Source organism: Providencia sp. PROV189, assembly GCF_028480065.1.
Lineage (GTDB): Bacteria > Pseudomonadota > Gammaproteobacteria > Enterobacterales > Enterobacteriaceae > Providencia > Providencia stuartii.
In genome coordinates, this window is sequence record NZ_JAMPOG010000046.1 from 1 (window position 1) to 26,223 (window position 26,223).

Genomic DNA, 26,223 nt, shown 5'->3' on the forward strand with positions numbered 1-26,223 from the left:
ATGGATATCTAACATAATATGATGCAAGCGCGCATCAACCTTCTCTGCTTTCCATCCCATACGGGCTGCGTTTTGTGCCATCTCTAAACCGGATGTCGCCACTCCTCCCGCATTCGCGGCCTTACCTGGTGCAAATAAAACACCGGCCTCAAGGAAAAGCTCAGTCGCTGGGATTGTCGTTGGCATATTCGCGCCTTCAGCAACCGCTTTAACACCATTTTTGATCAGCAATTCTGCGGCAGCAGTATCTAATTCGTTTTGTGTCGCACATGGTAGAGCAATATCAACAGGTACACACCAAGGTTGCTGACCTGCTAAGTAGGTTAAGCCAAACTCTTTTGCATAGGCCTCTACACGACCATAATTGTTTTTAATTTCTTCCAAACGCGCTAATTTTTCTGGTGTAAAGCCAGCTTCATCAACAACAGTACCATTTGAGTCGGATGCCGTGACGACCGTTGCGCCAAGCTCCATACATTTTTCAATCGTATACTGCGCAACGTTACCAGAGCCAGATACCGCTACACGCATGCCTTCAAAACCTAAACCATGGCGTTTTAACATCGCATTTGTGAAATACACTAAACCGTAACCGGTTGCTTCTGGGCGAATTAAGCTCCCCCCGAAAGAGAGTCCCTTACCCGTGAAAACACATGAAGTATCATTCGATAATTTCTTCATCATCCCAGCCATAAAACCAACTTCACGACCACCAACCCCGATATCACCCGCGGGTACGTCAGTATCCGCGCCTAAATGGCGATACAATTCGGTCATCAGTGCTTGGCAAAAGCGCATCACTTCACCATAGCTTTTGCCTTTCGGATCAAAGTCAGAGCCACCCTTGCCACCGCCCATTGGTAAGGTTGTCAGTGCATTTTTTAGTGTCTGTTCAAAGCCTAAGAATTTTAGAATGGAAAGGTTAACTGAAGGGTGGAAACGCATACCGCCTTTAAATGGGCCGATAGCAGAGCTATATTGAACCCGCCAAGCCCTATTCACTTGCACTTTACCTTGGTCATCCACCCAACAAACACGAAACTGAATCACTCTTTCAGGCTCAACAAAACGCTCAAGTAGTGCTTGTTCACGATATTTAGGATTATTTTCTAAGAATGGCCAAAGTGAGGTAAAGACTTCGCGAACAGCCTGGAGGAATTCAGGTTGCTGAGGGTCTCTTTTTTGTACAGACTCCAAGAACGATGATAGTGAATTCATCTATATCTTCCTTTTTAAATTTTTTGTTGTGATATTCCTCACTCTTTCTTGTGATAATTTTTGGGGAAATGTGAGGTTGATTTGCATTTGCCTATTGAATATATCACTAGTTTGTATTCAAGTTTCAAGGTTTTTTTTACTCTAATACAAAAAAATTTTTCTTGACCTGACAATAAGTAACTTAATTTAAATTTTTTAAGCCAAAAAAAACGCCTGCATAAGCAAGCGTTTTTAGCGAATAGTTTTTCATTTTTAACTGAATGGATTATTCATCATCGTCATTCAGTGGAACAATCAACATATCAACATGGACAGTATTAATCAACTGGCGAGCTGAAGACATCAACTTGCTCCAAAAATCTTGGTGGTGACCACAGACCACTAAGTCCATATCATATTTTTTAATTGCATCAACCAAGACCTGACCAAGATCACCACTACCGCTCAATGTTTCTTGAATTTCATAACCTGCGCCTGCGGAGAGGTCTTTGAGTGAATTACGAGTTTCATCCGTGATACGCTGTTGCATGTCGCCCAAATTCACATCAATAAGGCCAGTGTAGAGATCTGAGTAGTTCACATCAACATGGATCATGGATACTTTAGCCCCGTAAGGTTTTGCCATAGAGACGGCTTTATCCAGTAATATTTTACTTTCAGGTGATAAATCTACCGCTACGAGAATATGTTTGTACGCCATAAAGTAAACTCCTTCCGAATGCTGATTTTGTGATAAGTTAAGAGCCTATCCTATTCTTAGCCTCTTAACTCACCAATCGCTTATAAATACTATACCTGCATACTATGATAGATAAGTGTCGTTTTGATCACATCTGTGCAGATTAGCCTAGTGAATCTTTCATCACATAACATTTTAGAAAACAATAACATCATCTCTACAATATTAATATATAAACGAGAGTTATGTGTGATATTTTTCAATATAAACAAGCAGTAGCCTATTTCTTAGATAATCATTCTGTTATTACACACTTTTACCCAATATCTCTTTTTTATCAGCTTAAATTCGGATAAAAATCGCTCAAAAATCCTCGAGTTTGCACTTTTTTTAGGCAACTTATTATCCTACAATAAACAATAAGCTAGCTTAACACTGTGTTTGCTTTATTTCCTTTGTAGCAACAGCGCAAGCTGATACCTAAGGAGGTGAGTATGTTCAGTATGGTTGCCTTGTTCTGGGCTTTATGCTTTTTGTGTATCATCAATATGATACGCTACTTTTCTTCCATCCGTGTTTTGCTTTATATCCTACGGGATACCGACCCGTTGCTTTATCAATCTGTCGACGGTAATGGCTTTTTCACAACCCACGGCCAGTTAAACAAACAGCTAAAACTGGTTCGTTATATCAATAGTAAGCAATACCTTGAGCATTTTGACGATGAGGTCATATTACGGTGTGAGAGGATACGCAAACAATTTCTACAAATTAGTCAGCTAAGCATCTTAGTGATTGTTAGCTTAATTTACCTACTTATTTTTGCTTAATAGCAGGGTAAAAAAACAAACTCGATACTCCACGGTTTTCAAGGCAAAAAAATAGTGATGAACTGAGCAGCTCATCACTATTATGTTGTATTCATTCTATCAACAGTTTGTGAAACTGTTCTAGATAATCATCAATGCAATCCAGTACAAACCACCAGATAGACAGATAGAAACAGGCAGTGTTAATAACCATGCCAAAGCAATACTCTTAATTGTCTTGCTCTGAACACCCCCACCGTCAACGACCATGGTTCCCGCAACTGCGGAAGATAATACCTGAGTCGTCGAAACAGGCATCCCTGTGTAGCTCGCAACACCGATTGAAACAGCGGCAGTCACCTGAGCAGAAACACCTTGCGCATATGTCATGCCTTTCTTACCGATTTTCTCACCGATAGTGACAGCAACGCGTTTCCAACCAAACATTGTTCCGAGAGACAGTGCTAAAGCAACTGAAATAATGATCCACAATGGCGCATACTCAACGGTATACAGTAAGTCATTACTCAATTTTTTCAGCAAGCTTGCATCTTGAGAGCTAGTTTCTGGCAGCTTAGCAACCGCATTTGCGGTATCAGAGATACACATTAATAAGCGACGCATATGATTACGTTGCTCTGGTGATAACTCATCGTAGCTTTGTACGCCATTCAACAGCTTTTGAGCTTGGCTCAGAACGATAGCCGTACGTGAGCTATCACAATGGAACTCTTCGCCAATTTCATCGGTGCCAGTCACTGCTGGTGTATTTTCAATTGCATGGTTGAGTGCTGGTTTATGTGTCTCATAGTATTGTTGCAAGTGAACAACAGCATCATGCGTTCTTGCGATATCGTAACCGCTTGAATTCATATTGACGACAAAACCGGCTGGCGCAACACCAATCAGTACTAACATGATAAGACCGATGCCTTTCTGACCGTCATTTGCACCATGTGAGAAACTCACGCCAACGGCGGAAAGAATCAGTGCAGTACGGGTCCAGAATGGTGGCTTGCGCTTACCATCTTTTTTCTCACGCTCTGCGGGCGTTAAGTGAATACGGCGACGTTTTTTCGTACCACTCCAGTAACGGCGTAGAACAAATATCATCAAGCCCGCGATCACAAAACCAATAGCAGGAGAAAGGATAAGGGACATGAAAATACTGATCATTTTGGGTATGTTGAGTGCATCCACAACCGATGAATCAGTCACAATTGCATTGGTTAAACCAACACCAATAATCGCCCCGATTAACGTATGAGAACTGGATGCAGGGATACCAAAGTACCAGGTTCCAAGGTTCCAGATAATTGCAGCCAATAGCAATGAAAAGACCATTGCTAGGCCGTGAGCTGAACTCACATTAAGCAAAAGATCTGTCGGCAATAGGTGCACAATTGCATAAGCAACGCTTAACCCCCCGAGCAGAACGCCAAAAAAGTTAAAAACACCCGCCATAACAACCGCGAACTGAGCGCGCATTGCACGGGTATAAATAACTGTCGCTACCGCATTCGCGGTATCATGGAAGCCATTTATAGCCTCATAGAACAGCACAAATAACAGTGCCAGTACTAACAGTAGGCCGGTGTAAAATTCCAAACCTGTAAAAAGATGTAGCATAGACGTTAAGCCATTTTATGTTGGTCATGAACGCGGCGCATTATCAGTGACAAACGCTAGCGGTGGAAGCAAAATCTAACCTTTTTTTGATTTCACTACTGTTGAAAAAAGTACAACATGATTATTATCCTATAATTATCAGCATATTACACAATTTGTTTTTATTCTGATTTTTTTTCTCTTTTTCGTTAGAATTTCACGCAAATCAGAGTAAATTCATCTTTTTTGGCGAATATCGAACGAACCGCTGATCTTTTAGAAAAACCCTAAAACCAATTTTAGGTCAGCGTCATTGATTAATCACTGACCAAAAAATAAGCCTAAAAGTTCAGCAGACCCTAATTATAATATGTATTCAATACTTTTCATCAGTTGTTACACGATACATGGTATCGCAACGATAAAAGTTTAACGAACTCTAGCCACTCATAAAATTGTAGTGTCTTTTAAAATCAAACAGATAGAGAATTTCTTATTGTGAAAAATTATAACGTCATTATTCTGGGTGCAGGTGCCGCAGGACTTTTTTGTGCATCACTCGCAGGGAAGCGTGGTTTGAATACACTGGTCTTGGATAACGGAAAAAAACTTGGCAGAAAAATCCTCATGTCAGGAGGCGGGCGTTGTAACTTTACCAATATCTATGCCGAACACAGTAATTACCTTTCCGCCAACCCTCACTTTTGTAAGTCAGCACTTGCTCGCTATACACAGTGGGATTTCATTGCGTTGGTTAATAAATATAATATCCCTTACCACGAGAAAACATTAGGCCAATTATTCTGTGACAATAGCGCCCAAGATATTGTTGATATGCTCGAAGAAGAGTGCCGCTTACCCAATATCACCATAAAATTGCGTAGCGAAGTGACTGGCGTTGAAAAAATAGACAACGGTTTTGTGGTAACAGTGAACGGAAATAAAGTGAGTGCACACTCACTTGTTGTCGCAACGGGCGGCCTATCCATGCCCGGACTAGGAGCGACACCTTTTGGTTATCGAATTGCCGAACAGTTCGGTCATCAGATTTTACCGACCCGCGCAGCGTTAGTTCCTTTTACACTGCATAAGCCACTGTTAGAGACGCTACAAGTCCTCTCGGGTGTCTCTGTTGCAGCAACCGTTACCTCCGCCGATGGTACTTTATTTAAAGAAAATATTCTTTTTACTCACCGTGGCCTATCTGGCCCCGCTATTTTACAGATCTCCAATTATTGGAACCCCGGAGAGTTTGTAAGTATTAACTTACTTCCTGAACACTCTCTGACGGATTATTTGGCTGAAGAAAAGCAAACACATCCAAACCAATCCCTTAAAACAACACTCGCCAAATTATTACCAAAACGGTTAGTTGAAGTTTTGCAAACGCTAGGCCAGATACCTGATTGCGCACTCAAACAACTTACCCACCCACAAATTGAGACACTGCATAACAACTTACATCAGTGGCAAATACAACCTAATGGTACTGAAGGCTATCGTACCGCTGAGGTCACTTTAGGTGGCGTTGATACCCGCGAAATTTCATCGAAAACGATGGGCTCACTAAAAACAGAAGGATTATATTTCATCGGTGAGGTTTTGGATGTCACAGGCTGGCTAGGCGGTTATAACTTCCAATGGGCGTGGAGTTCGGCTGCGGCTTGCGCGGAAAATCTGCCGTTACATACAGAGCAATAAACTATTTAAAGGCGTAACCTACGCAAAAAATCATTTAAAGCCACGCAATGGTTTTTGCATAAACATGATTAAACGGGGTAATAGCGAGGCATTCTAACCTCAATAATACCCCTACTTTCCCTATGTATCGTTCAAAAATCTCGCTGAACCTATAAAAAGTTAATCCATTGAAAAATAATGGATATTATTTAATTTGATAGAAATCATATAATTGCGATTTTTATTGTAATTTATACGATTTTGATTAAAAAAAACACTTTACAAACGATAGTGATAACTATTATCATCAAATCACTACCTCGACATCACTGATACAGTCACTGTCTTGGCAGTACGACATTGCTCACATTGCTTCCAGTGTTTAGTTTAGCCAGCCTTGTGCTGGCTACTTTTTTATCTCCTGATCTTGTTCAAACTTTTTGAATTCTATGGTCAATCGTAACGGCTTCTCTCTATTATTAAATTGTTTAAACTGTCATCAACAAATTTAGCACTGTTCCAACATCGGTTGGCGATAGGCTTTTAAGGAGATGACACAATGATCTATTTACGCAAAGCAAATGAACGTGGCCATGCTAATCATGGTTGGCTAGATAGCTGGCATACTTTTTCGTTTGCCAATTATTATGATAAGCAATTTATGGGCTTCTCTGCGCTCCGTGTCATCAACGAAGACGTTATCGATGCAGGGCAAGGCTTTGGTACCCATCCTCATAAAGATATGGAGATCCTCACCTATGTTCTAGAAGGCACCGTTGAACATAAAGACAGCATGGGCAATATGGAGCAGATCCCAGCCGGTGAATTTCAAATAATGAGTGCGGGTACGGGGGTACGTCATTCTGAGTACAACCCTGATGATAAAAACCGCCTTCACCTTTATCAAATCTGGATTTTGCCGGAAAAGGCCGGTATCGAGCCACGTTATGAGCAAAAACGTTTTGATTCAAAGGATGGGAAACAGCTGGTGCTATCACCTGATGCGAGAGATGGCTCGCTAAAAGTGTATCAAGACATGACATTGTGGCGTTGGGCGTTATCGAACAATGACACCCAAACCTATGCGATTGCCGACAAACGCGTTGTTTGGATCCAAGTGGTTAAAGGCAACATCGAGGTTAATGGCCAAACTGCCACAACCAGCGATGGCTTAGCGATCTGGCAAGAAGCTAGCCTCACAATGACAGCGAGTGAAGACAGCGAAATTTTACTGTTTGATTTACCTGCGGCTGACTAATAGATGACTGCATGCAGATTTACCCACTCAATAAAAAACAAAGGCCCTGAATTCAGGGCCTTATAATTATTTGTTCAACAAACCCATTACAGTTTAGGGCCTGCTTTCACTAATGCTGCACCTGCTGGCGTGTCAGTATATTTGTCGAAGTTCTTCACGAAACGATCAGCCAAGTCTTTCGCTTTCTCATCCCATTGTGATTTATCAGCATAGGTATTACGAGGGTCAAGGATATTGGTATCAACGCCCGGTAATGCTGTTGGAACTTCCAAATCAAAGATTGGCAGCTTAATGGTATCTGCTTTTTCGATATCACCACTTAAGATAGCGTCAATAATAGCGCGCGTATCTTTAATAGAAATACGTTTACCAGTACCGTTCCAACCCGTATTCACTAAGTAAGCTTTCGCGCCAGCAGCTTCCATACGCTTAACTAATACTTCAGCATATTGTGTTGGGTGCAGTGATAGGAATGCCGCACCAAAACAGGCAGAGAAGGTTGGTGTTGGTTCAGTGACACCACGCTCAGTACCTGCCAACTTAGCCGTAAAGCCAGATAGGAAATGATACTGTGTTTGCTCTGGCGTCAAACGTGAAACTGGAGGTAACACCCCAAACGCATCTGCCGTTAAGAAAATGACTTTCGTCGCGTGACCCGCTTTAGAGACTGGCTTAACAATGTTTTCGATATGGTAGATTGGGTAAGAAACACGCGTGTTTTCTGTTTTCGAACCATCGTCAAAATCAACGCTACCATCCGCCAGTACCGTGACGTTTTCTAACAGAGCATCACGTTTGATGGCACCATAGATATCTGGCTCAGCTTCTTTAGAAAGGTGGATAGTTTTTGCATAGCAACCACCTTCAAAGTTAAACACACCATCGTCATCCCAACCGTGCTCATCGTCACCGATTAGCTTACGTTTTGGATCTGTAGACAATGTTGTTTTACCTGTACCAGACAGGCCGAAGAAAATAGCGACATCGCCTTTTTCACCAACGTTAGCAGAACAGTGCATTGATGCGATGCCTTTAAGTGGCAGCAGGTAGTTCATCATTGAGAACATACCTTTTTTCATTTCGCCGCCGTACCAAGAACCACCGATTAACTGCATGCGCTCTGTTAGGTTGAAAGCCACAAAGTTTTCTGAGTTCAGACCTTGCTCTTTCCAATTTGGGTTAGTGCATTTTGCACCGTTCATAACGATAAAGTCTGGCTCAAAACCAACCAGTTCTGCGTCAGTTGGGCGAATAAACATGTTTTTAACGAAATGCGCCTGCCATGCCACTTCCGTGATAAAACGCACTTTTAAGCGAGTGTCCGCATTCGCGCCACAGAATGCATCAACGATAAACAAACGTTTACCTGATAGCTGCTCTGTCACTAAATGTTTTAATTCACTCCAAACTTCTTGGGTCATTGGTTTGTTGTCGTTTTTACCTTTGCCCTGATCAGCCCACCAGACAGTATCACGGGTGACATCATCACGCACAATGTACTTATCTTTTGGTGAACGACCAGTAAAAATACCGGTATCAACCGCAACAGCACCTAACGTGGTCACTGTGCCACGCTCATAGCCTTCTAATCCAGGTTTAGTTTCTTCCTTGAATAGCAGTTCATAACTAGGGTTATAGACAACTTCGGCTACATCATGAATGCCATATTGTTCGAGTTCCTTCGGGGTAATACTTTTAGCGCTCATTATTATTGCTCCTGGTAATCATAACTAATCTACAGATGATCATAATTCTTTACGACTAATTAACAGCGATAGCTATCAAAGAATTGAAAATGTATAATTTTTTTTAATTCATTATGAGACTTAGAGCACGTAATAAGCCTTTAAAATTATAAAAAAAGGGTGCAAAATTGCACCCTCGTCACATAATTAGGTTGCTAAATCGTATCAGTGAAGTTGCTGATTTTGCTCATTTTTCAACCCTTGAATATCGGATTCAATAAATACGTAGTGTGAGCCACAATATTCACACTCCATATCAATTTTTCCATCTTTTTGCAACATATCGATAACATCTTCTTCAGGTAAAGTCATTAATGTGCTTTCACAACGCTCCCGTGAGCAAGTGCAACGAAATTCAACGGATTGTGGGTCGTATAGCGTGACATCTTCTTCATGATATAAACGATGTAGCACCTCTTTGACATCCAGCTCACTCAACTCTTCGCCTTTAATGGTCGCGGTCAACTGCACTAAGTGATCAAAGATATCATGGCTACCTTCATCCGCAGCAGGGAGTACTTGCAGTAACATGCCGCCGGCAATCGCTTTACCTTGTGATTCACCAACGCGAATAAACAAGCGCGTTGGTAATTGTTCTGACTGCATAAAGTAAGCATCAATGCACTCTTCTAGCGTTTCACCTTCGATTGCAACAATCCCTTGATAACGCTCCCCTTGATTGGGTGTGATAGTAATGACCATATAGCCATTACCAATCATCTGCTTTAGTGTGCTCCCAGCAACCACGGGGCCATCAACACGCGCAACACCCCGCATTTGTTGTAAGTTATTGCCATTAATAACAGCCAAATTCACTGGGCCATCACCTTGGATTTGTACAGTAATATCACCGTCAAATTTCAATGTTGCGGTAAGCAGGCTGGTAGCAACAAGCAATTCACCTAATAGTCCTTTAACGGCATCTGGGTAGTCATGATTGTTCAGGATCTGCTGAAATGTCTCATCGACAGTGATCATCTCCCCACGTACAGCATGCTGTTCAAAAAGGAAACGGTGGAGTAGGTCTTGTTTAGCCATAATTTCTCTCTATTGCTTATGAGAGGCCTCGTTAAAAACCTCTCACCTTGATTAAAATGTTTTTAAATACGAATAACATCAACGGTTACACGTCATGGGAATTTGTCTGCTTAAATTTTAGCAGGGTTCGACGCTCTTTTTTATCGGGTCGCCGTTCTGGATGCGGCATCGTTAATGCGTTCATCTTCCGAGCTTGGGCCAATTTTTCACGCTGCTCTTGGCTCTCGGGGGTTTCACGATAAAGTAATTGGGCTTCTGGCGCGCCTCTGCGCTGACCACTCACTTCCAATACTTCGACAGTCCGTTCATCATTACCTTGCCTTAGCCTGATTAACGCATTCAGTTCAACAATTTTACCGGGCTTGGTCCTTTGCCCGTTGTAATGAACTTTTCCGCCATCAATCATATCGCGAGCTATCGAGCGTGTTTTGTAAAAACGCGCTGCCCATAACCATTTATCTAGGCGAACTTGTTCTGTAGGTGATTGTTTCATGATGTTATCCTCAGTGCCAATCTTTAAAATGAGGCCTCCATCATTTAGAAACTAACTTTGATTGGAGGGATTGTCTGCCTCAAAGCACTTATCATAATATCGTTTAATATTACGTAATCGCTTTTTATTATTCATGATACGGAATATGACTAAAGTACCATTTAATAACACGCCAATGCCGAGAAAGAGAGTGAATAAGGAACTGATCACATATTGCGACAATACCTTCTCATCCGGTTTGCTATGAAGGGTGATATGTAATGTCCCGTTCGCATCCGTCGACAAATCCGTGATAATACCTTCGACATCAAACGGGGTGTTGATAAGCAAGCCCGCTATCCGTTTAAGCTCCACCCAGCGTTGCAAAGGCGTCATATCGTTGAATGTGCTCCCCACGATAAAATCGACGAGCGCTTTATTTTCATCACTGATCAGTAGCACGCCACCCGGTGGAGGGCTATTCAGTTTTGCAGCCTCTTTTTCAACTTCGACTTTGATAAATTCATATGTGGTGACTTCAACTAGCTTTTCCAAGGCCTCGGCACTACCTGCGCGTAATAAAACATGAGCGCCACTTAATTTCCCTGTGGACGCTTTAACAACAAGTGTTCCCCAATCATCGGTGCTGCCTAAATTGGTTAGCGCACTTTTCAGCTTAGAGCAGGCATGTTCTTGGTAACATAACTCATTGGTTTTCAATATTATTTCAGAGAAATCAAAAATAATATTCATCCCTGATTTCATAATATCACGCTGTAAGCGCGGGTTAACCCCAACACTGTTTTTTTCAGGGTGTAGCTGCTTTTGCACTGTATTAAGTAGCCTAATTGCGCGCTCTATCACTTCAGATTCCGGGTCTGGCGTCAAATTCATATTGTTCCAATACACACCTGAACAATCAAAAGGCGCAAACTGAGCATGATTCGTATCAGACAGATTAGGCGGCCGATAGCACATCCCAACCCCTTTCGCACTTAAACTATCACCAACTTTTAATTTTCGCGTTTCCAGTTCAGCCACATTCATGACCTTGATCTTTTCAGCGCCCTCAAGCCATGCAAACCCGAGTTTGATGGGTAAGCACATGGATTGGTAGGAAAACATCAAAAATAAAACCAGTAAACCAGTTGCGAGTATCAGGAGATTTTTTTTATATCGCCGATAAGGGTAATAGCGCTCCTCTTCGTGCAATGATAGAAATTGCCCATGCCGCAAAACCTGCCCTGACGGGTACATGTCTATCTGAGTCGCTTTGTTTAACTCATGGTGGATATAAGGTTCCCAATGGGAAGGGTAATAGAGATCGATCCCCCCTATAGAGACGGTCGATGATTGCCTTTTATCTAGTTCCCCATACAGTTCCCACCGTTTCGGTTGCCCAAAAACGCACTGCACATCTTGTAATTTCTTAGGGAAGACACGTAAGCGAAAGAGAGCCAATAGGCCCGTAACAAAACAGAAAAAGGCTCCGACAAACCCCCATGACTGCAAAAAAGGAATGGCAATTAGTGCTAAATACCCAAGTAAAAAGCTCAAACAAATCAGTAAAGTGCCTAGCCAACCAGAGGAATGATTTAGCCGATGCTCCTCAATAGTTTCTTTGCGAACACGCAATACTTGAACATTAGGTTCTCCTCTTTCATGAATTGCCGCTTCAGGGGTAACAATTTCCTGAATATCATCAGAGGTCCACTCATAATTAAAATCTTTTAACGAGAAATTATTTAGAGAAATAATTAATGGTAGATGGTTAGTTTCAACTAACTCCATCACATTTTTTTGCTGTAAATAAGGTTCAAGCTGGTGGGGAAGTTTAACTTCAATGGTATCAATAAAATAACGCCAACTATTCGCTTGCTCTTGCCGCAAATTAAATCGAGTGACTGAATTACACACCGTTGCGATCACGGCATTTTTCTTCAATTGCCACGGTGTTTGCTCAGCGCTTTGGGAAGGAAAAGGGTTGGTACGTAAGTACTGAGAGATGATTTGATAGTCGTTATCTATCATCTTCCGGTAAGATGGCTCAGCTTGAGAAGGGATCTGATAGACACCAGAATTCCGCCCCCGCCTGAAATACAGAAAGGAAGCCATTATAGTTAGGCTAATTATAAAAATAGCCATTATAATGACGTAAGTAAGCATTTTTTCCCCAGTGAAATAATATCAAGAAAAGCATAGCAATCACGGCGCTATCGCTATATAAGCCAATTCCTATTCTATTTTTAGTTTTTATGTTAATTTACAATATGTTGTAATTAAAAAATTTTATTTATTAATCTGTGCTCTTTTTATACATTTCATATATACATAAAATAATTCAAGTTGTATGTTTGTATACATGCTAAGTACGCCATTTTAATATAAAAACCTAAGAGACGAAGCACTGTACCTTATTATCATACCTCTCACACAACTAGAAGTGCGATAGGTATACTAACAGCATTTTATCAACCCGATAATCTCTATCAATTTTTTTTGATATGGGTCATAGTTAACAACAGTGTAATAGCGACATTGTAGCGTCGCTGATATTTTTATTCACTCACCCTATTCGGGAATTGTTATGACTGAGCTTAAAAAGCCAAAAATCTTGAATATTCAGGATGTTGCTCATTCCAAGTTATTCAGTATCCAATCTGTTGACCTCGAGTTTAGCAACGGCGAAAAACGCATTTATGAAAGGATGCGTCCAGGGAAACGTGAGGCCGTACTCATTGTTCCTATCATCAATGATAGTTTGATCCTAATCCGTGAATACGCTGTCGGTATTGAAGATTACGAATTAGGGTTCCCTAAAGGCGCTATCGATCCCGGTGAAACCCCAATAGAAGCAGCACAACGCGAGTTAAAAGAAGAAATCGGTTTTGGTGCCAATCACATCACACAAGTGGCGAAACTCACCATGTCACCCTCTTACTTCTCTAGTAAGATGAATATTCTCATCGCAAGCGACCTCTACCATGAAAAGCTAGAAGGGGATGAACCAGAGCCTTTACAACAGGTTAGATGGCCAATTGCACGCATGATGGAGTTACTTGAACACCCTGATTTCAATGAAGCGCGTAATATCAGTGCCTTATTCTATCTTGAGCGTTATTTAAAAAAATACAATTAGCGCCATTTTTCCAAATAGATCACCGATTAATTTTTGCGTTAAAAATAAATAGGAAAATCAATACAACGATTTTCCTATTTAACATTTACTCTCTTGTTAGCTCCCCTTTGAACAGGGAGCCAAACACATTAGAACAGTTCTTGGCTCTCGCCGCCCTCTTCAAAGATAGTCGTTCCAACCTCTTGAATAGCATGCTCTTTAGGCTCAGTACCCTCAATAAAATACTCTTTACGAGAATTGCCTAGCTTACCCGTCCGACTATCAATAGAAACAGCAATGATCCCTTTCGGTGGCTTCATCATCGTAACCGGTACACCTTCTAAGATTGACTTCATAAAGTCATCCCATATTGGTTGAGCGCTTTTCGCCCCCGCTTCACCACCGCTGATTGCAGTGCGCCCTAAGGTACGCCTATTATCATCAAAACCAATCCAAGCCGAGGCGACAACATCAGGGCCGTAACCGGAGAACCAAGCATCTTTCGAGCTATTCGTTGTGCCTGTTTTACCACCAATATCACGGCGACCACCTAGATCTCTCGCTGCACGCCAGCCAGTACCTAACCAGCCTGGTTCACCATAGATATTCGTCATCATTGCATCCCTAATTAAGAACGCTAAAGGTGTGCTGATAACATGAGGCGCATACATATCTTGAGGTGTCGCTTCTTTTGGTGCCGCAGATGTCACTTCCATCGTTGGCTCTTGTTCCGTTGGTTTATCATCTGATTGAGTAATTTCTTCTGTCGACTCGTCATCAACGCCTTTAAGGGCGATCGTACGCTCCGTATTTCCATAAATCACTGGAATATCAGTACAATCAGGGCAAGCTATTCTTGGATTAGCTTCAAAAAGCACCTCACCCTCTGCATTCTCAATTTTTTGGATATAGTAAGGGTCAATCAGATAACCACCATTCACCATCACCGCATAGCCTCGCACCATCTGCATTGGCGTAAATGATGGCGCACCGAGCGCTAAGGCTTCAGTCCGATTGATATTTTCCGCAGGGAAGCCAAAACGTGTGAGGTAATCGGCTGCATAGTCAACCCCCATCGCTCTCATGGCGCGTACCATAACCACGTTCTTTGATTCACCTAACCCTTGTCTTAAGCGAATAGGGCCTGCATAACGAGGCGGTGAGTTTTTCGGCCGCCAATCTGACCCTGCTCCCGCATCCCAACGACTGATAGGAACATCATTTAACAGTGATGCCAGCGTCAAGCCTTTATCCATCGCTGCTGTATACAAGAAAGGTTTGATATTCGAGCCAACTTGGCGTAATGACTGAGTGACGCGGTTAAACTCACTCATATTAAAGTCAAAGCCACCCACTAAGGCGATAATCGCACCATTATTTGGGTTCAATGCCACAAAAGCCCCGTTAACTTCAGGAACCTGTCCCAGCCACCAAATATCTTTTACTTTGCGGATCCAAACTTGCTCACCTGCTTTCATCACCGCATTCACTTTACTTGGCATGGCACCTTGCTGGGTATCGGAAATGAATTTACGCGCCCAACGCACACCCGCTAAAGTGATTTTCTCTGTTGAGCCATCGGCCAATTGTACCGTCGCTTCGCTGTCCGTTGAGGAAAGGACAACAGCAGGTAATAATGGCCCATAAACAGGGGATTTTTTAAGTTTTTCGATAATTTTTTCTGTCGTCCAAGCAGGCTCTCCTGCTGTCCACAACACGTCTGCTGGCCCGCGATAACCATGACGGACATCATAATCAATTAAATTATTGCGTACCGCATCAGTGGCTGCGAGTTGGTCTTTGCGAATAACCGTTGTGTAGACTTTGTAACCGTCAGTATAAGCATCTTCACCATGTTGCTCATACAATGTTTGGCGTGCCATTTCGGCGAGGTAAGGCGCTGAGAAATCAATTTTCGGTGCGTGATAAGACGCTTCAATTCGCTCATTTTTTGCCTGTTCATATTCCGCTTGGGTGATGTATTTTTCTTCTAGCATACGCCCAAGCACCACATTACGACGGCTAATCGCTTTTTCATAAGAGAATAAAGGATTTGATGTCGAAGGTGCTTTTGGTAAGCCCGCGATCATCGCCATTTCACTGAGCGTTAATTCATTGACCGTTTTACCAAAATACACATACGCGGCTGCGCCAACCCCATATGCACGGTTACCAAGGTAAATTTTATTGAGATACAGTTCCATGATCTCATTTTTGGTGAATAACTGCTCAATTCTCACCGCAAGAAAGACCTCTTTTACCTTACGCATTATGGTTCTTTCTGGGCTTAAGTAAAAGTTTCTGGCTAATTGCTGGGTGATTGTACTCGCCCCTTGGGAAGCACGACCCGAAGATGCCATTACCGTAACGGCACGGAAAATACCCACAGGGTCGATACCATGATGCTCATAAAAACGGCTATCTTCCGTTGCAATAAAGGCCTTGATCATCAGGGGTGGGATATCAGCTAATGGCAGCGGAATACGGCGTTTTTCACCATATTGTGCAATTAATTCACCATCAGCACTGAAGATTTGCATCGGCGTTTGTAGGCGGATGTCTTTCATTGTTGCGACGTCAGGTAACTCATTTTCGACATATTTGTACATGCCAAAAATCGAGGCGGTTCCCAAAAAAATGCAACAAATAACAATAATAAAAAAATATTTTACGAACTTCACCGGATAATTCCCATACTCAACAGACAGGAGGGTTTAGATATAGCTGGCGCGTAGTATAAAGCTTATACAGCTCAATAGAAATCGTAATTTATTTGTTGATGATAAGGAAATTATCTATGTATTCACAAAAATGGAACATCGGAATAGACCTTTGCCAAGCCTCAATTCAACTTGTTGCCACAAAACAAAACCGCAAACGGCGGTACTTATGCGAGTGTTGGCAACATAATATTCCAAACGAAATCACCAGCCAATCTGAACATGATAGATACGAGATGCTACTGAAAATTTTAATACAATGGCGTCGGAAATTACCTAAAAATTGTCAGGTCTCAATGGCATTTTCTGCTCTGAGAACATTAAAACAGCAAGTGACTTTACCTGAACAAGTGACTTTAAAGCAACCTGAGCTAGGTTGGTACTTACAAAGCTGCGCCGAAAAATTGTTTCCACTAAGTTCAGAAGATTTGGTGATCGATTATCGTGTGATAGACAATCGAGCCTACCTAAACGGGGTACGTAAGTCAGAGATCGTGTTTTGGCAAAATTTATTACATGACAGTGGCTTCTTGTTAACCGCAATTGATGTCGCCCCTTGTGTCTTACGTTACATTGCACGCTATGCTGGGTTACCCGATGAGAGTTGGCTAATACATTATCGCCAAGGGGAGTGGCTATGGACTGGCCCCGTCAGTCAACCTGCAACTTATAATCAAATCCAAGAAAATGACATCACCACACTTCCACAAATTATCGCTCTACTCAATGAAAACAATGGACCACTAAAATTGCCTCTCTATTATATCGGTGATCACCATAAGTCTCAGGCAGTACATTCATGGAGCCTATTGCAAGCCTTTCATAACCATACCGTTAGGCTCCCTCACCAACTCGGTGATTTTGTGGTTGCAACAGGTTTAGCGTTACGCGATAAGGATCGTGACCATGTATCAAGTTAATTTTTTACCTTGGCGGCAACAGCGTATTACTCGCAATAAACGGCGGTGTTTCGCGCTATTTATTCTGCAAAGTTGTCTAGTCGCGATCGTGGTTATCTACAATTCTTCACAACAGCAGTTCGAACAAACACAGTGGCAGATCACCAAAATGCAACTCGAACAACATGTCGCGCAAAAGCAGCAACAGATAAAGGTGATTAACGAAAAACAAGCCAAGCTCGCTGAATGGCAAACGCACCGACAACACCTTAATCGGCAAGCACAAAGTAACCGAACTCGGTTAAATCTTCTTTATAAGCTACCTGAACTTACACCGCAAAAAAGCTGGCTCGCGAAGGTCTCACTCACTGGTAATAACCTAGAAATAGCTGCTGTTAGCTATGATTTTCACGATATTAGCCAATTGATCACTCGCTTAGAAAGCAACCCGTTATTGCATCAAGTACAACTCATAAAAATGGGGAAAACTCGTCAGGTTAACTACTTGCATGTAAGTGCACACTATCAGGAGGAGACGAATGAATGATAATGCCTCTGGGTTTTGGTATCGCCCTTTTTGGCAACAAACTCTTCCTCTTTGGGTTGCTACGATTGCTATCTTACTGGCTTACACCTTTTTTTATTGGCAGGAAGTGGAGTCTCAACTGACTGAACTTAAAAATAAAACTCAGCATATCGCCTCTCAATCACAACAATATACGCAGGCACTAACACAACTTCCTTCACTCCATCAACTTGAGCAACAAATGGTGGCTCTGGAGCAAGAATTAACATTATCAAAACAAAACGCAACACAATTTGTGGCTCATATACAACACATGGTTACCCAAACAAAGGTCGTACTTAACCGTTTACAACCCTCGCCGGCTGTAGCGGCCAATGAGCAGCGTTATCAGGTTGAAGTTCAAGGTGATTACCCGCAAATTTACCGCTTCATCCATGCCATTATCACGCCCGCATCATACCAAACAGGTCTCATTTCTGAGGTACGTTTTTCGCCTCGCAATGGCGAGTTAACAGCCACATTCACCCTCTCATTTATCAAGGATGATATTAATGAACAATAAACTGTTTTTAGCTGTAATCATTGTTTTTACTATTCCCTTAAACGTGATCGCTCAAGAGATGCGCGACCCCTTCATCCCTCTGCCTTTAGATGAAACTCACCAAAAGCTCGCCTCTCCCTCACCAACTCCCTCTCATCAACCCGTCGAGAATCCATTCATCGAAAAAATCTTTAAACTCACATCCATAAGTGCAACAGATGCCCTCGAACAGTTAAAACACCCTGAAAATGCTTTATTATCGAGCCAAGCTACCGCCATCAGCCACTTTGCAACAAATAGTTTAGTGATAAAAGAGACAAAAACCCGCTTACAACTGATTGAAGAGTGGTTAAAGCAACTTGATGTTCCTAAACAGCAAGTCCAAATTACCGCACACATTATCAGCAGCAGCCGGACAGCCCTGCAAGAGTTAGGCTTGGAGTGGGGAATGTTATCGGGTAGCCCCAATAATAGCCGCTACCAGCGTTATAACCGCTATGACTCTTCATCAGGTCAGTTTAATTTACTTCGGCTGGGCGAAGGGCTGTTAGAACTTAAACTTAATGCTTTAGAAAAAGAAAATTTGCTCTCTATTATCGCAAGCCCTCGTTTGATGGCTTCACACAAACACCCCGCCAGTATTCAGCAAGGGTCTGAAATCCCCTATGTCACTAGCACAGAAAAGAAAACACACGTTCAGTTTAAAGATGCGGTATTAGGAATGGAGGTCACGCCAACTCTCTCACGCGGAGATCACGTTGAGCTACTATTGAAAATCAGTCATAACTCCCCTGATAAAGCGATTACCACCAGTGATGAACACTATTTAGCGATCAATAAGCAAGAAATCGCTACCTCTGTCACGATACGCAACAATGAAACATTGATACTCGGCGGCATTTTTCAACAGAAGCAAGAAAAAACAGAAACAGGCCTACCTTTTCTTTCCAACATTCCCCTTTTGGGAAAGTTATTTACCAATACAGGTGAACATATTGACCGTAGAGTTCTTGTGGTTTTTATCACACCAAAGCTGATCAATATTTAGATAAAAAAATAATATTGATACTTCAAGTAGTTGAATGAATATAAAGGAAATGTGAGCAGAGAAAATTATTTTTTATGCCATAAACTTACCGGATAAATTTGACGCTGACGTCGTTTTAGCATACAAGGTTACCCATTGAGTGTTCTAACTATCAGTAGATTAAAGAACAAGCTATCAGCCGCTTATAAAATAGCCGCAATCAATTTGCTCTATAAATTAACACGTTCCTCTGCTTTTATATGCAGTGGCAATACTGTTAAAACTCATGTTGAACAAAACGTTAGGCAAAATAGACGGCATAATAGAAGAAACCAGTAACACAAATGTGGCACTTTGTTCGCTCAGTGCCACATTTATATAGTTGCAATTCAGGTTGATGTATTGAGATAATTTTCTTATCTGATCTCACTTATCACTCATGAGGTTTCAGTTTAGGTCCCGTCGCTAATTCGATTGGCGGGGCGGGTTATCATTAACGAATAATCGTAGTAATACCAAAAAACATGGCAGAGAAACGCAATATCTTTCTGGTTGGACCGATGGGTGCCGGCAAAAGCACTATTGGTCGTCAATTGGCTCAACAGCTTAATATGGAGTTTTTCGACTCTGATCACGAGATTGAAAAACGTACAGGTGCAGATGTAGGCTGGGTCTTTGACCTAGAAGGCGAGGAAGGCTTCCGCGAGCGCGAAGAAAAAATCATCAATGAGCTTACCGAAAAACAAGGCATCGTACTGGCAACGGGTGGCGGTTCAGTAAAATCGAAAGAAACTCGCAATCGCCTATCTGCTCGTGGTGTTGTTGTGTATCTCGAAACCACTATCGAGAAACAGTTGTCTCGAACTCAACGTGATAAAAAACGGCCACTATTACAAGTGGATGAACCGGCTCGTGAAGTTCTTGAAAAATTGGCATCTGAACGCAACCCGATGTATGAAGAAATTGCTGATATCACCATTCATACTGATGAGCAAAGTGCCAAAGTTGTCGCAAGCCAAATCATTGAGCTGTTAGAAAAAAACTAACTTAACATTACTGATGGCAACAAGGTAAAGCAAGATGGAAAAAGTCACTGTTACTCTGGATGAACGCAGTTATCCAATCACAATTGCTCCGGGTCTTTATAACCAACCAGATGCTTTTTGGCCACTCAAAGCGGGTCAACGAGCTATGTTGGTGACCAACGAGACACTTGCGCCTATCTATCTTGAGAAAGTGACGCGTGCTCTTGAAGCAGCAGGGGTAACAGTAGATTCAATCATTTTACCGGATGGGGAACAGTATAAATCATTGTTCATTATGAACGATGTTTTCACTGCCTTACTCGAAAAACGCCATAATCGCGATACCACCCTCATAGCACTTGGTGGGGGTGTTATCGGTGACCTAACAGGTTTCGCCGCAGCAAGTTATCAACGTGGGGTTCGTTTTATCCAAGTACCAACCACCTTGTTATCACAAGTAGATTCATCCGTAGGCGGCAAAACCGCGGTAAACCATCCATTAGGCAAAAATATGATCGGGGCATTTTATCAGCCCGCCTCTGTCATCATCGACCTTGATTGCTTAAAAACGTTACCGAAAAGAGAGCTTTCATCTGGTCTTGCTGAGGTCATCAAGTATGGCATCATCCTTGATGGGGAGTTTTTCAGCTGGCTAGAAGCGAATATCGACGCTCTAATGGCTCTTGATAATCAAGCCATGGCTTACTGCATCCGTCGCTGCTGTGAATTAAAAGCACAGGTCGTCGCGGCTGATGAGAAAGAGACTAGCGGCTTAAGGGCGCTACTTAACCTTGGCCATACTTTTGGTCATGCTATTGAAGCCCATATGGGCTATGGCGTTTGGCTGCACGGTGAAGCCGTTGCAGCAGGTATGGTGATGGCGGCTAAAACGGCAGAACGCATAGGCACATTCACCGCACACCAAACTCAGCGAATTATCGCCTTGTTAGAACGCGCTGAGCTACCTGTGACGGGTCCTGAGCAAATGAAACCGGATGACTATTTACCTCATATGATGCGGGATAAAAAGGTCATGGGCGGGAAACTCCATCTTATCTTACCTACCACAATCGGCCATGCAGAAATGCGCTCAGATATTGAAACACAAACAGTACGAGATGCGATATCGTCCTGTTTACCCGAAACCTAAGCCATCTTGTGTGATTATCAGCCAGAAACAGATAAAACCATCCAGATAATTTGAGGTTTTAAAATGTTTCTGGCAGATATGTCTTAAAATCGTTAAATTATAAGCTATGCCTAAAGTTTCAGGTTACAACACACTCTCAAACACTTAGACTTTTAGACATGCAATATCATATGTCGTATTAATCATATGAAGACGATATGACAAGTATAAGACTATCCTTTGCAACATCGCGGGTATACACTATTTACTCGTGAAGAGGCCGTAATGAAAAGAGAAATTTTATCTCGATTACAAGGTGATATTTATTCGGGAGGGCAAAATGGACGAATTTAAACCAGATAATCAGCCTAATACACAAAATGATCTACGGCCAGATACATCCGACCGACCGACAGGTCGTAGCCGTCCATCATCAACAGCAAAACCTAAACTCACGATATCTCGCCAACATATTATGATTGGTGTAGGTGTTTTGGTGCTGTTATTACTGATTATCGCCATTAGCTCAGCCTTAAAAGCTCCAACAGAGCATGAAAAGCAGCAAACTGATACAACGGCAAACGAGCGTAATATCGATTTGTCTAGCTCTTCATCGCTTAGCAATAATCAAAGCCCATCAGGCCAGGCACAAGAGATAAACGTACCGCCTGTGAACCCAGTACCTACCCAAGGTACTCAACAGCAACAAACAAATAATTATGGTGAACGGATTGAAATCCCGGGTGATGTTGTCGATGCTCTAAACCAAGGTCAATCACTCAACCAAGGCACGGCGAATACGCCGGCACAAAATATTGCACCACCTCCTGTGACACAAACGCCACCGGCTCAAAAGCCACAAACGGTGCCTGCAAAACCAGAGAGGACGCAAACAAAGCCTGTTGAAACTAAACAACCGGCTCAACCTAAGCAGCCAGCAAAAACAACCACGGCGAACCAAAATCAAAGTGGTAACTTAATGTCAGCGCCTGCGAGTAACTACACATTACAATTAAGCAGTGCAAGCCGTTCTGATACACTAGAAGCTTTCGCTAAACAACATAAACTCAATAACTATAAAGTTTATAAAACAATCCGTAATGGGCAAACTTGGTATGTTCTGATCCACGGCAACTATCGCTCCGTCAATGAAGCTAAAAGCGCTATTGCGACTTTACCAGCCGAAATTCAAGCGAAAAAACCATGGGTTAGAAATATGAAGCAAGTTCAACAGGATCAGAAATAACAACGTTTTATAGCGGGCGCATTATGCTGTCCTGACAGAGTACCCAATACTACTCTAAACGTTTGTAACAATAAGACGGCATGAAAAAAACACGCGCTTTTTTGAAATGGGCCGGCGGCAAATACCCTCTAGTGGAAGATATCAAAAAACATCTTCCACAGGGTGATTGCTTGATCGAGCCCTTTGTAGGAGCAGGTTCTGTTTTCCTAAATACCAGCTACGATGCTTATGTCCTAGCTGATATCAACAGCGACCTCATTAACCTCTACAATACCGTAAAATACCGTACAGACTCTTTCATCGGAGAAGTACGCGAGATCTTTACGCCTGAATTTAATACCGCCGAGCAGTATTACATTAAACGTCAAGAATTTAACCAATCTACAGACCCTATCAAACGTAGCGTATTATTTTTATATCTAAATCGCCACTGCTACAACGGGCTATGTCGTTATAATTCACGCGGCGAATTTAATGTGCCTTTTGGTCGTTATAAAAAGCCCTACTTTCCAGAAGAAGAACTACTGTGGTTTGCCGATAAAGCGCAAAAAGCGACCTTTGTGACCCAAGATTATGAAAGTACGCTGCTATCTGCGGAATCAGGCTCGGTCGTTTATTGTGACCCTCCGTATGCTCCGCTTTCCGAAACAGCGAACTTTACGGCCTATCACACCAATGCCTTTAGCGCTCAAGAACAACAAAATCTTGCGCGATTAGCCCATTATTTGTCTTCAGATCGCAAAATTCCGGTTCTGATTTCAAATCATGACACGCCAGCAACAAGAGAGTGGTATCATCAAGCTAAATTACACATTGTCAAAGTGCGTCGAACAATCAGTCGAAACATACTTAATCGCGCGAAAGTCAATGAGTTGTTGGCACTATATAACGGGGAGCCTGCGCTAAAACTCCCCAAAAACGCTGATAAGAAAAACATCAAGCGCCTCTCGTCTGGCGTGGAATGACTCTCAGGTGACGTTTAAATAATCGGAGACAATAATGAAAGATTTTCTCATTGCCCCATCTATTTTATCTGCAGATTTTGCCCGTTTAGGCGAAGATACCGCAAAAGTACTAGCCGCTGGCGCGGATATCGTGCATTTTGACGTTATGGACAACCACTATGTTCCTAACCTCACGTTCGGTGCACCGATTTGTAAAGCCCTACGCGACTACGGAATTACTGCGCCAATCGATGTCCACTTGATGGTTAAACCTGTCGACAGAATTATCCCTGACTTTGCAAAAGCAGGCGCAAATCATATCAGCTTCCACGTTGAAGCCAGCGAACATGTCGATAGAACACTACAGTTAATCAAAGAACATGGCTGTACTGCTGGCCTCGTTTTCAACCCAGCAACACCATTGAGCCACCTAGAGTATGTGATGGATAAAGTCGATATGATCCTACTCATGTCGGTAAACCCAGGCTTTGGTGGTCAATCCTTTATTCCACATACGCTGACTAAATTGCGCCAAGTCCGTAAAATGATCGATGAAAGTGGCTATGATATTCGTTTAGAAATCGATGGCGGTGTTAAAGTTGATAATATTGCCGAAATTGCCGCTGCTGGTGCCGACACCTTTGTTGCAGGATCTGCAATTTTTGGTCAGCCTGATTACAAAACCGTCATTGATCAAATGCGTAAGGAATTACAAAAGGTATCTCAATGACACAACCGCGTTTAGAAAACATCAAAGCAATTGCCTTTGATTTAGATGGTACTCTCGTTGACAGTGCCGGTGGATTAGCTGAAGCGCTAGATAACGCATTAAAAGAACAAGGTTTTCCACCAGCAGGGAAAGAGCGTGTTTCAATTTGGGTAGGTAACGGTGCCGATGTCATGATTGAACGCGCATTAACATGGGCGGGAGCAACCATCACTCCCGAGCTTCACCAAGCGACCCGTGACAGTTTTGATAAATTCTATGCCACCGCAGTGACAACGGGCAGCGAACTATTTCCAGAAGTCAAAGAGACGTTAGAAAAGCTCGCATTCCATAACATCCCTATGGCCATAGTGACCAATAAACCCACACCTTTTATCGCACCATTACTGAAAAAATTAGCCATTGATCGCTATTTTTCGTTAGTGCTTGGCGGCGATGATGTAAAAGAGAAAAAGCCACACCCAGCGCCACTGTATCTCACCATGGGCAAGCTTGGTTTACGTAAAGAGGAATTGCTTTTTGTCGGTGATTCCCGTAATGATATTATTGCGGCAAAAAGCGCACAATGCCCTAGCGTTGGCCTAACTTACGGTTATAACTATGGTGAATCAATCGCTCTGAGTGAGCCTGACTGTGTATTAACACACTTTTCAGATATCCTGCCTACCATCGGTTTATCTGACACAAAATAATTAAAGGATATAAAAAGAAATGAGTGAACCCACTGAAAAACAAAAGCAAACCCAAAAACCTATCGTATTCAGCGGCGCGCAGCCTTCCGGTGAATTGACCATCGGTAACTACATGGGTGCGCTACGTCAGTGGGTACAAATGCAAGATGATTACGACTGCATCTATTGTATCGTTGACCAACATGCGATCACTGTACGTCAAGACCCTGACGAGCTACGCAAAAGAACCCTCGATACCTTAGCACTCTACCTCGCTTGTGGCATTGACCCGAATAAAAGCACTATTTTTGTTCAATCCCATGTGCCGCAACATGCGCAACTTAGCTGGGCGCTAAACTGTTACACTTACTTCGGCGAACTAAGCCGTATGACACAATTTAAAGATAAATCAGCGCGTCATGCAGAAAACATTAACGCTGGTTTATTTGATTATCCTGTATTAATGGCTGCCGATATTTTACTTTATCAAACTAACCAAGTTCCTGTTGGTATCGACCAAAAACAGCATCTTGAGTTAAGCCGTGATATTGCACAGCGTTTTAACGCGATTTATGGCGATATCTTTACCGTGCCAGATCCTTTTATTCCGACTGGAGGTGGCGCTCGTGTCATGGCTTTGCAAGATCCAATGAAGAAAATGTCTAAGTCTGATGATAACCGCAATAACGTTATCGCCCTGCTTGAAGATCCAAAATCAGCAGCGAAAAAAATCAAACGTGCGGTCACTGACTCAGAAGAGCCGCCTCGTGTTCGTTATGACATCGAAAACAAACCAGGTGTTTCAAACCTGCTAGATATTTTATCTGGCGTAACGGGTAAAAAGATTGCCGAGCTTGAAGCCGAATTTGAAGGTCAAATGTACGGTCATCTTAAAGGTGCAGTGGCAGATGCCGTCTCTGGCATGTTGGCTACACTCCAAGAGCGTTATCATCAATTCCGTAATGACGAAGCGCTGCTCAACAAAATTATGGATGAAGGTGCAACCAAAGCGGCAGCACGCGCGCAAGAAACCGTTGATAAAGTTTATGAAGCCATTGGTTTTGTAAAACGCCCTCAGCTGTAATTCATACACGCCCTTATCTCTTCTAAAAGGTAAGGGCTTTTAATTTAAAAACTCACCTT

23 protein-coding genes are annotated in these 26,223 nt (G+C 42.4%); 15 read left to right on the forward strand and 8 right to left on the reverse strand.

The features are described from left to right. Together gdhA and uspA are read right to left on the reverse strand one after the other, a co-directional pair. The coding region (gene gdhA / locus PR833_RS18480; RefSeq protein WP_272526408.1) for an NADP-specific glutamate dehydrogenase at window positions 1-1,218 on the reverse strand (1,218 nt) is incomplete at its 3' end. 265 nt (window positions 1,219-1,483) lie between these two features. Beyond that, complete coding sequence (gene uspA / locus PR833_RS18485) at window positions 1,484-1,918, reverse strand: universal stress protein UspA (RefSeq protein WP_004916030.1); 435 nt, start codon at window positions 1,916-1,918, stop codon at window positions 1,484-1,486. A gap of 473 nt (window positions 1,919-2,391) precedes the next feature. Between uspA and uspB the strand changes: the two genes are divergently transcribed. Further along, window positions 2,392-2,727, forward strand: a complete 336-nt coding sequence (gene uspB / locus PR833_RS18490; protein WP_004916033.1) for a universal stress protein UspB — start codon at window positions 2,392-2,394, stop codon at window positions 2,725-2,727. A gap of 120 nt (window positions 2,728-2,847) precedes the next feature. On the opposite strand, the gene pitA is transcribed toward uspB, so the two are convergent. Then, window positions 2,848-4,335: an inorganic phosphate transporter PitA gene (pitA, locus tag PR833_RS18495; RefSeq protein ID WP_004916035.1), complete on the reverse strand. Its 1,488-nt coding sequence runs from the start codon at window positions 4,333-4,335 to the stop codon at window positions 2,848-2,850. A 477-nt stretch (window positions 4,336-4,812) separates the two neighbouring features. Here pitA and PR833_RS18500 point away from each other — a divergent pair, with 477 nt between their 5' ends. Together PR833_RS18500 and PR833_RS18505 are read left to right on the forward strand one after the other, a co-directional pair. Next, on the forward strand, window positions 4,813-6,015 hold the full coding sequence (locus PR833_RS18500; RefSeq protein ID WP_040132638.1) for an NAD(P)/FAD-dependent oxidoreductase: 1,203 nt from the start codon (window positions 4,813-4,815) through the stop codon (window positions 6,013-6,015). 538 nt (window positions 6,016-6,553) lie between these two features. Continuing rightward, a complete protein-coding gene (locus PR833_RS18505; RefSeq protein WP_004916039.1) occupies window positions 6,554-7,252 on the forward strand; it encodes a pirin family protein in 699 nt (232 codons plus the stop codon). An 86-nt stretch (window positions 7,253-7,338) separates the two neighbouring features. Here the strand turns inward: PR833_RS18505 and pckA are convergent, their stop codons facing one another. The 4 genes from pckA to PR833_RS18525 form a co-directional block, all read right to left on the reverse strand. Next, window positions 7,339-8,958: a phosphoenolpyruvate carboxykinase (ATP) gene (gene pckA, locus PR833_RS18510; RefSeq protein ID WP_004916041.1), complete on the reverse strand. Its 1,620-nt coding sequence runs from the start codon at window positions 8,956-8,958 to the stop codon at window positions 7,339-7,341. A gap of 204 nt (window positions 8,959-9,162) precedes the next feature. Beyond that, window positions 9,163-10,035, reverse strand: coding sequence for an Hsp33 family molecular chaperone HslO (gene hslO / locus PR833_RS18515; RefSeq protein WP_272526409.1), 873 nt, complete (start codon window positions 10,033-10,035; stop codon window positions 9,163-9,165). 85 nt (window positions 10,036-10,120) lie between these two features. Next, the gene (hslR, locus tag PR833_RS18520) at window positions 10,121-10,528 is read right to left on the reverse strand and encodes a ribosome-associated heat shock protein Hsp15 (protein ID WP_004916047.1); all 408 of its coding nucleotides are present in this window, start codon (window positions 10,526-10,528) and stop codon (window positions 10,121-10,123) included. Window positions 10,529-10,579: 51 nt separating this feature from the next. Next, window positions 10,580-12,673: an IgaA/UmoB family intracellular growth attenuator gene (locus PR833_RS18525; protein WP_272526410.1), complete on the reverse strand. Its 2,094-nt coding sequence runs from the start codon at window positions 12,671-12,673 to the stop codon at window positions 10,580-10,582. Between the two features lie 421 nt (window positions 12,674-13,094). On the opposite strand from PR833_RS18525, the gene nudE reads away from it, so the two are divergent. Beyond that, window positions 13,095-13,646: an ADP compounds hydrolase NudE gene (gene nudE, locus PR833_RS18530; RefSeq protein ID WP_004916049.1), complete on the forward strand. Its 552-nt coding sequence runs from the start codon at window positions 13,095-13,097 to the stop codon at window positions 13,644-13,646. 128 nt (window positions 13,647-13,774) lie between these two features. Here the strand turns inward: nudE and mrcA are convergent, their stop codons facing one another. Beyond that, the gene (gene mrcA / locus PR833_RS18535; protein ID WP_014657121.1) at window positions 13,775-16,306 is read right to left on the reverse strand and encodes a peptidoglycan glycosyltransferase/peptidoglycan DD-transpeptidase MrcA; all 2,532 of its coding nucleotides are present in this window, start codon (window positions 16,304-16,306) and stop codon (window positions 13,775-13,777) included. A 116-nt stretch (window positions 16,307-16,422) separates the two neighbouring features. Here mrcA and pilM point away from each other — a divergent pair, with 116 nt between their 5' ends. The 11 genes from pilM (at window position 16,423) to trpS (ending at window position 26,164) form a co-directional block, all read left to right on the forward strand. Continuing rightward, window positions 16,423-17,265 (forward strand): pilus assembly protein PilM, encoded by an 843-nt coding sequence (pilM, locus tag PR833_RS18540; RefSeq protein WP_014657122.1) that lies wholly within the window; start codon window positions 16,423-16,425, stop codon window positions 17,263-17,265. Further along, window positions 17,252-17,791 (forward strand): PilN domain-containing protein, encoded by a 540-nt coding sequence (locus tag PR833_RS18545; RefSeq protein WP_040132636.1) that lies wholly within the window; start codon window positions 17,252-17,254, stop codon window positions 17,789-17,791. The genes pilM and PR833_RS18545 overlap by 14 nt, the downstream gene beginning before the upstream one ends. Continuing rightward, the gene (locus PR833_RS18550) at window positions 17,784-18,332 is read left to right on the forward strand and encodes a hypothetical protein (protein ID WP_272526411.1); all 549 of its coding nucleotides are present in this window, start codon (window positions 17,784-17,786) and stop codon (window positions 18,330-18,332) included. The genes PR833_RS18545 and PR833_RS18550 overlap by 8 nt, the downstream gene beginning before the upstream one ends. After that, window positions 18,322-19,359 carry a secretin N-terminal domain-containing protein gene (locus PR833_RS18555; RefSeq protein WP_014657124.1) on the forward strand — a complete coding sequence of 346 codons (1,038 nt, stop codon included), beginning with the start codon at window positions 18,322-18,324 and terminating at the stop codon, window positions 19,357-19,359. The genes PR833_RS18550 and PR833_RS18555 overlap by 11 nt, the downstream gene beginning before the upstream one ends. Window positions 19,360-19,862: 503 nt before the next feature. Continuing rightward, on the forward strand, window positions 19,863-20,384 hold the full coding sequence (gene aroK, locus PR833_RS18560; RefSeq protein ID WP_004916057.1) for a shikimate kinase AroK: 522 nt from the start codon (window positions 19,863-19,865) through the stop codon (window positions 20,382-20,384). Between the two features lie 34 nt (window positions 20,385-20,418). Further along, on the forward strand, window positions 20,419-21,513 hold the full coding sequence (gene aroB, locus PR833_RS18565) for a 3-dehydroquinate synthase (protein WP_004916059.1): 1,095 nt from the start codon (window positions 20,419-20,421) through the stop codon (window positions 21,511-21,513). Window positions 21,514-21,832: 319 nt separating this feature from the next. Further along, window positions 21,833-22,738, forward strand: a complete 906-nt coding sequence (locus tag PR833_RS18570; protein WP_272526412.1) for an SPOR domain-containing protein — start codon at window positions 21,833-21,835, stop codon at window positions 22,736-22,738. Between the two features lie 80 nt (window positions 22,739-22,818). Next, window positions 22,819-23,703 (forward strand): adenine-specific DNA-methyltransferase, encoded by an 885-nt coding sequence (gene dam / locus PR833_RS18575; protein ID WP_004916061.1) that lies wholly within the window; start codon window positions 22,819-22,821, stop codon window positions 23,701-23,703. A gap of 34 nt (window positions 23,704-23,737) precedes the next feature. Next, window positions 23,738-24,412 carry a ribulose-phosphate 3-epimerase gene (rpe, locus tag PR833_RS18580; protein WP_004916064.1) on the forward strand — a complete coding sequence of 225 codons (675 nt, stop codon included), beginning with the start codon at window positions 23,738-23,740 and terminating at the stop codon, window positions 24,410-24,412. After that, entirely contained in the window at window positions 24,409-25,101 is a 693-nt protein-coding gene (locus PR833_RS18585) for a phosphoglycolate phosphatase (RefSeq protein WP_061064560.1), read from the forward strand. Before rpe ends, PR833_RS18585 begins: the two co-directional genes overlap by 4 nt. Window positions 25,102-25,120: 19 nt before the next feature. Continuing rightward, window positions 25,121-26,164 carry a tryptophan--tRNA ligase gene (gene trpS / locus PR833_RS18590; RefSeq protein ID WP_004916068.1) on the forward strand — a complete coding sequence of 348 codons (1,044 nt, stop codon included), beginning with the start codon at window positions 25,121-25,123 and terminating at the stop codon, window positions 26,162-26,164. Window positions 26,165-26,223: the final 59 nt, after the last annotated feature.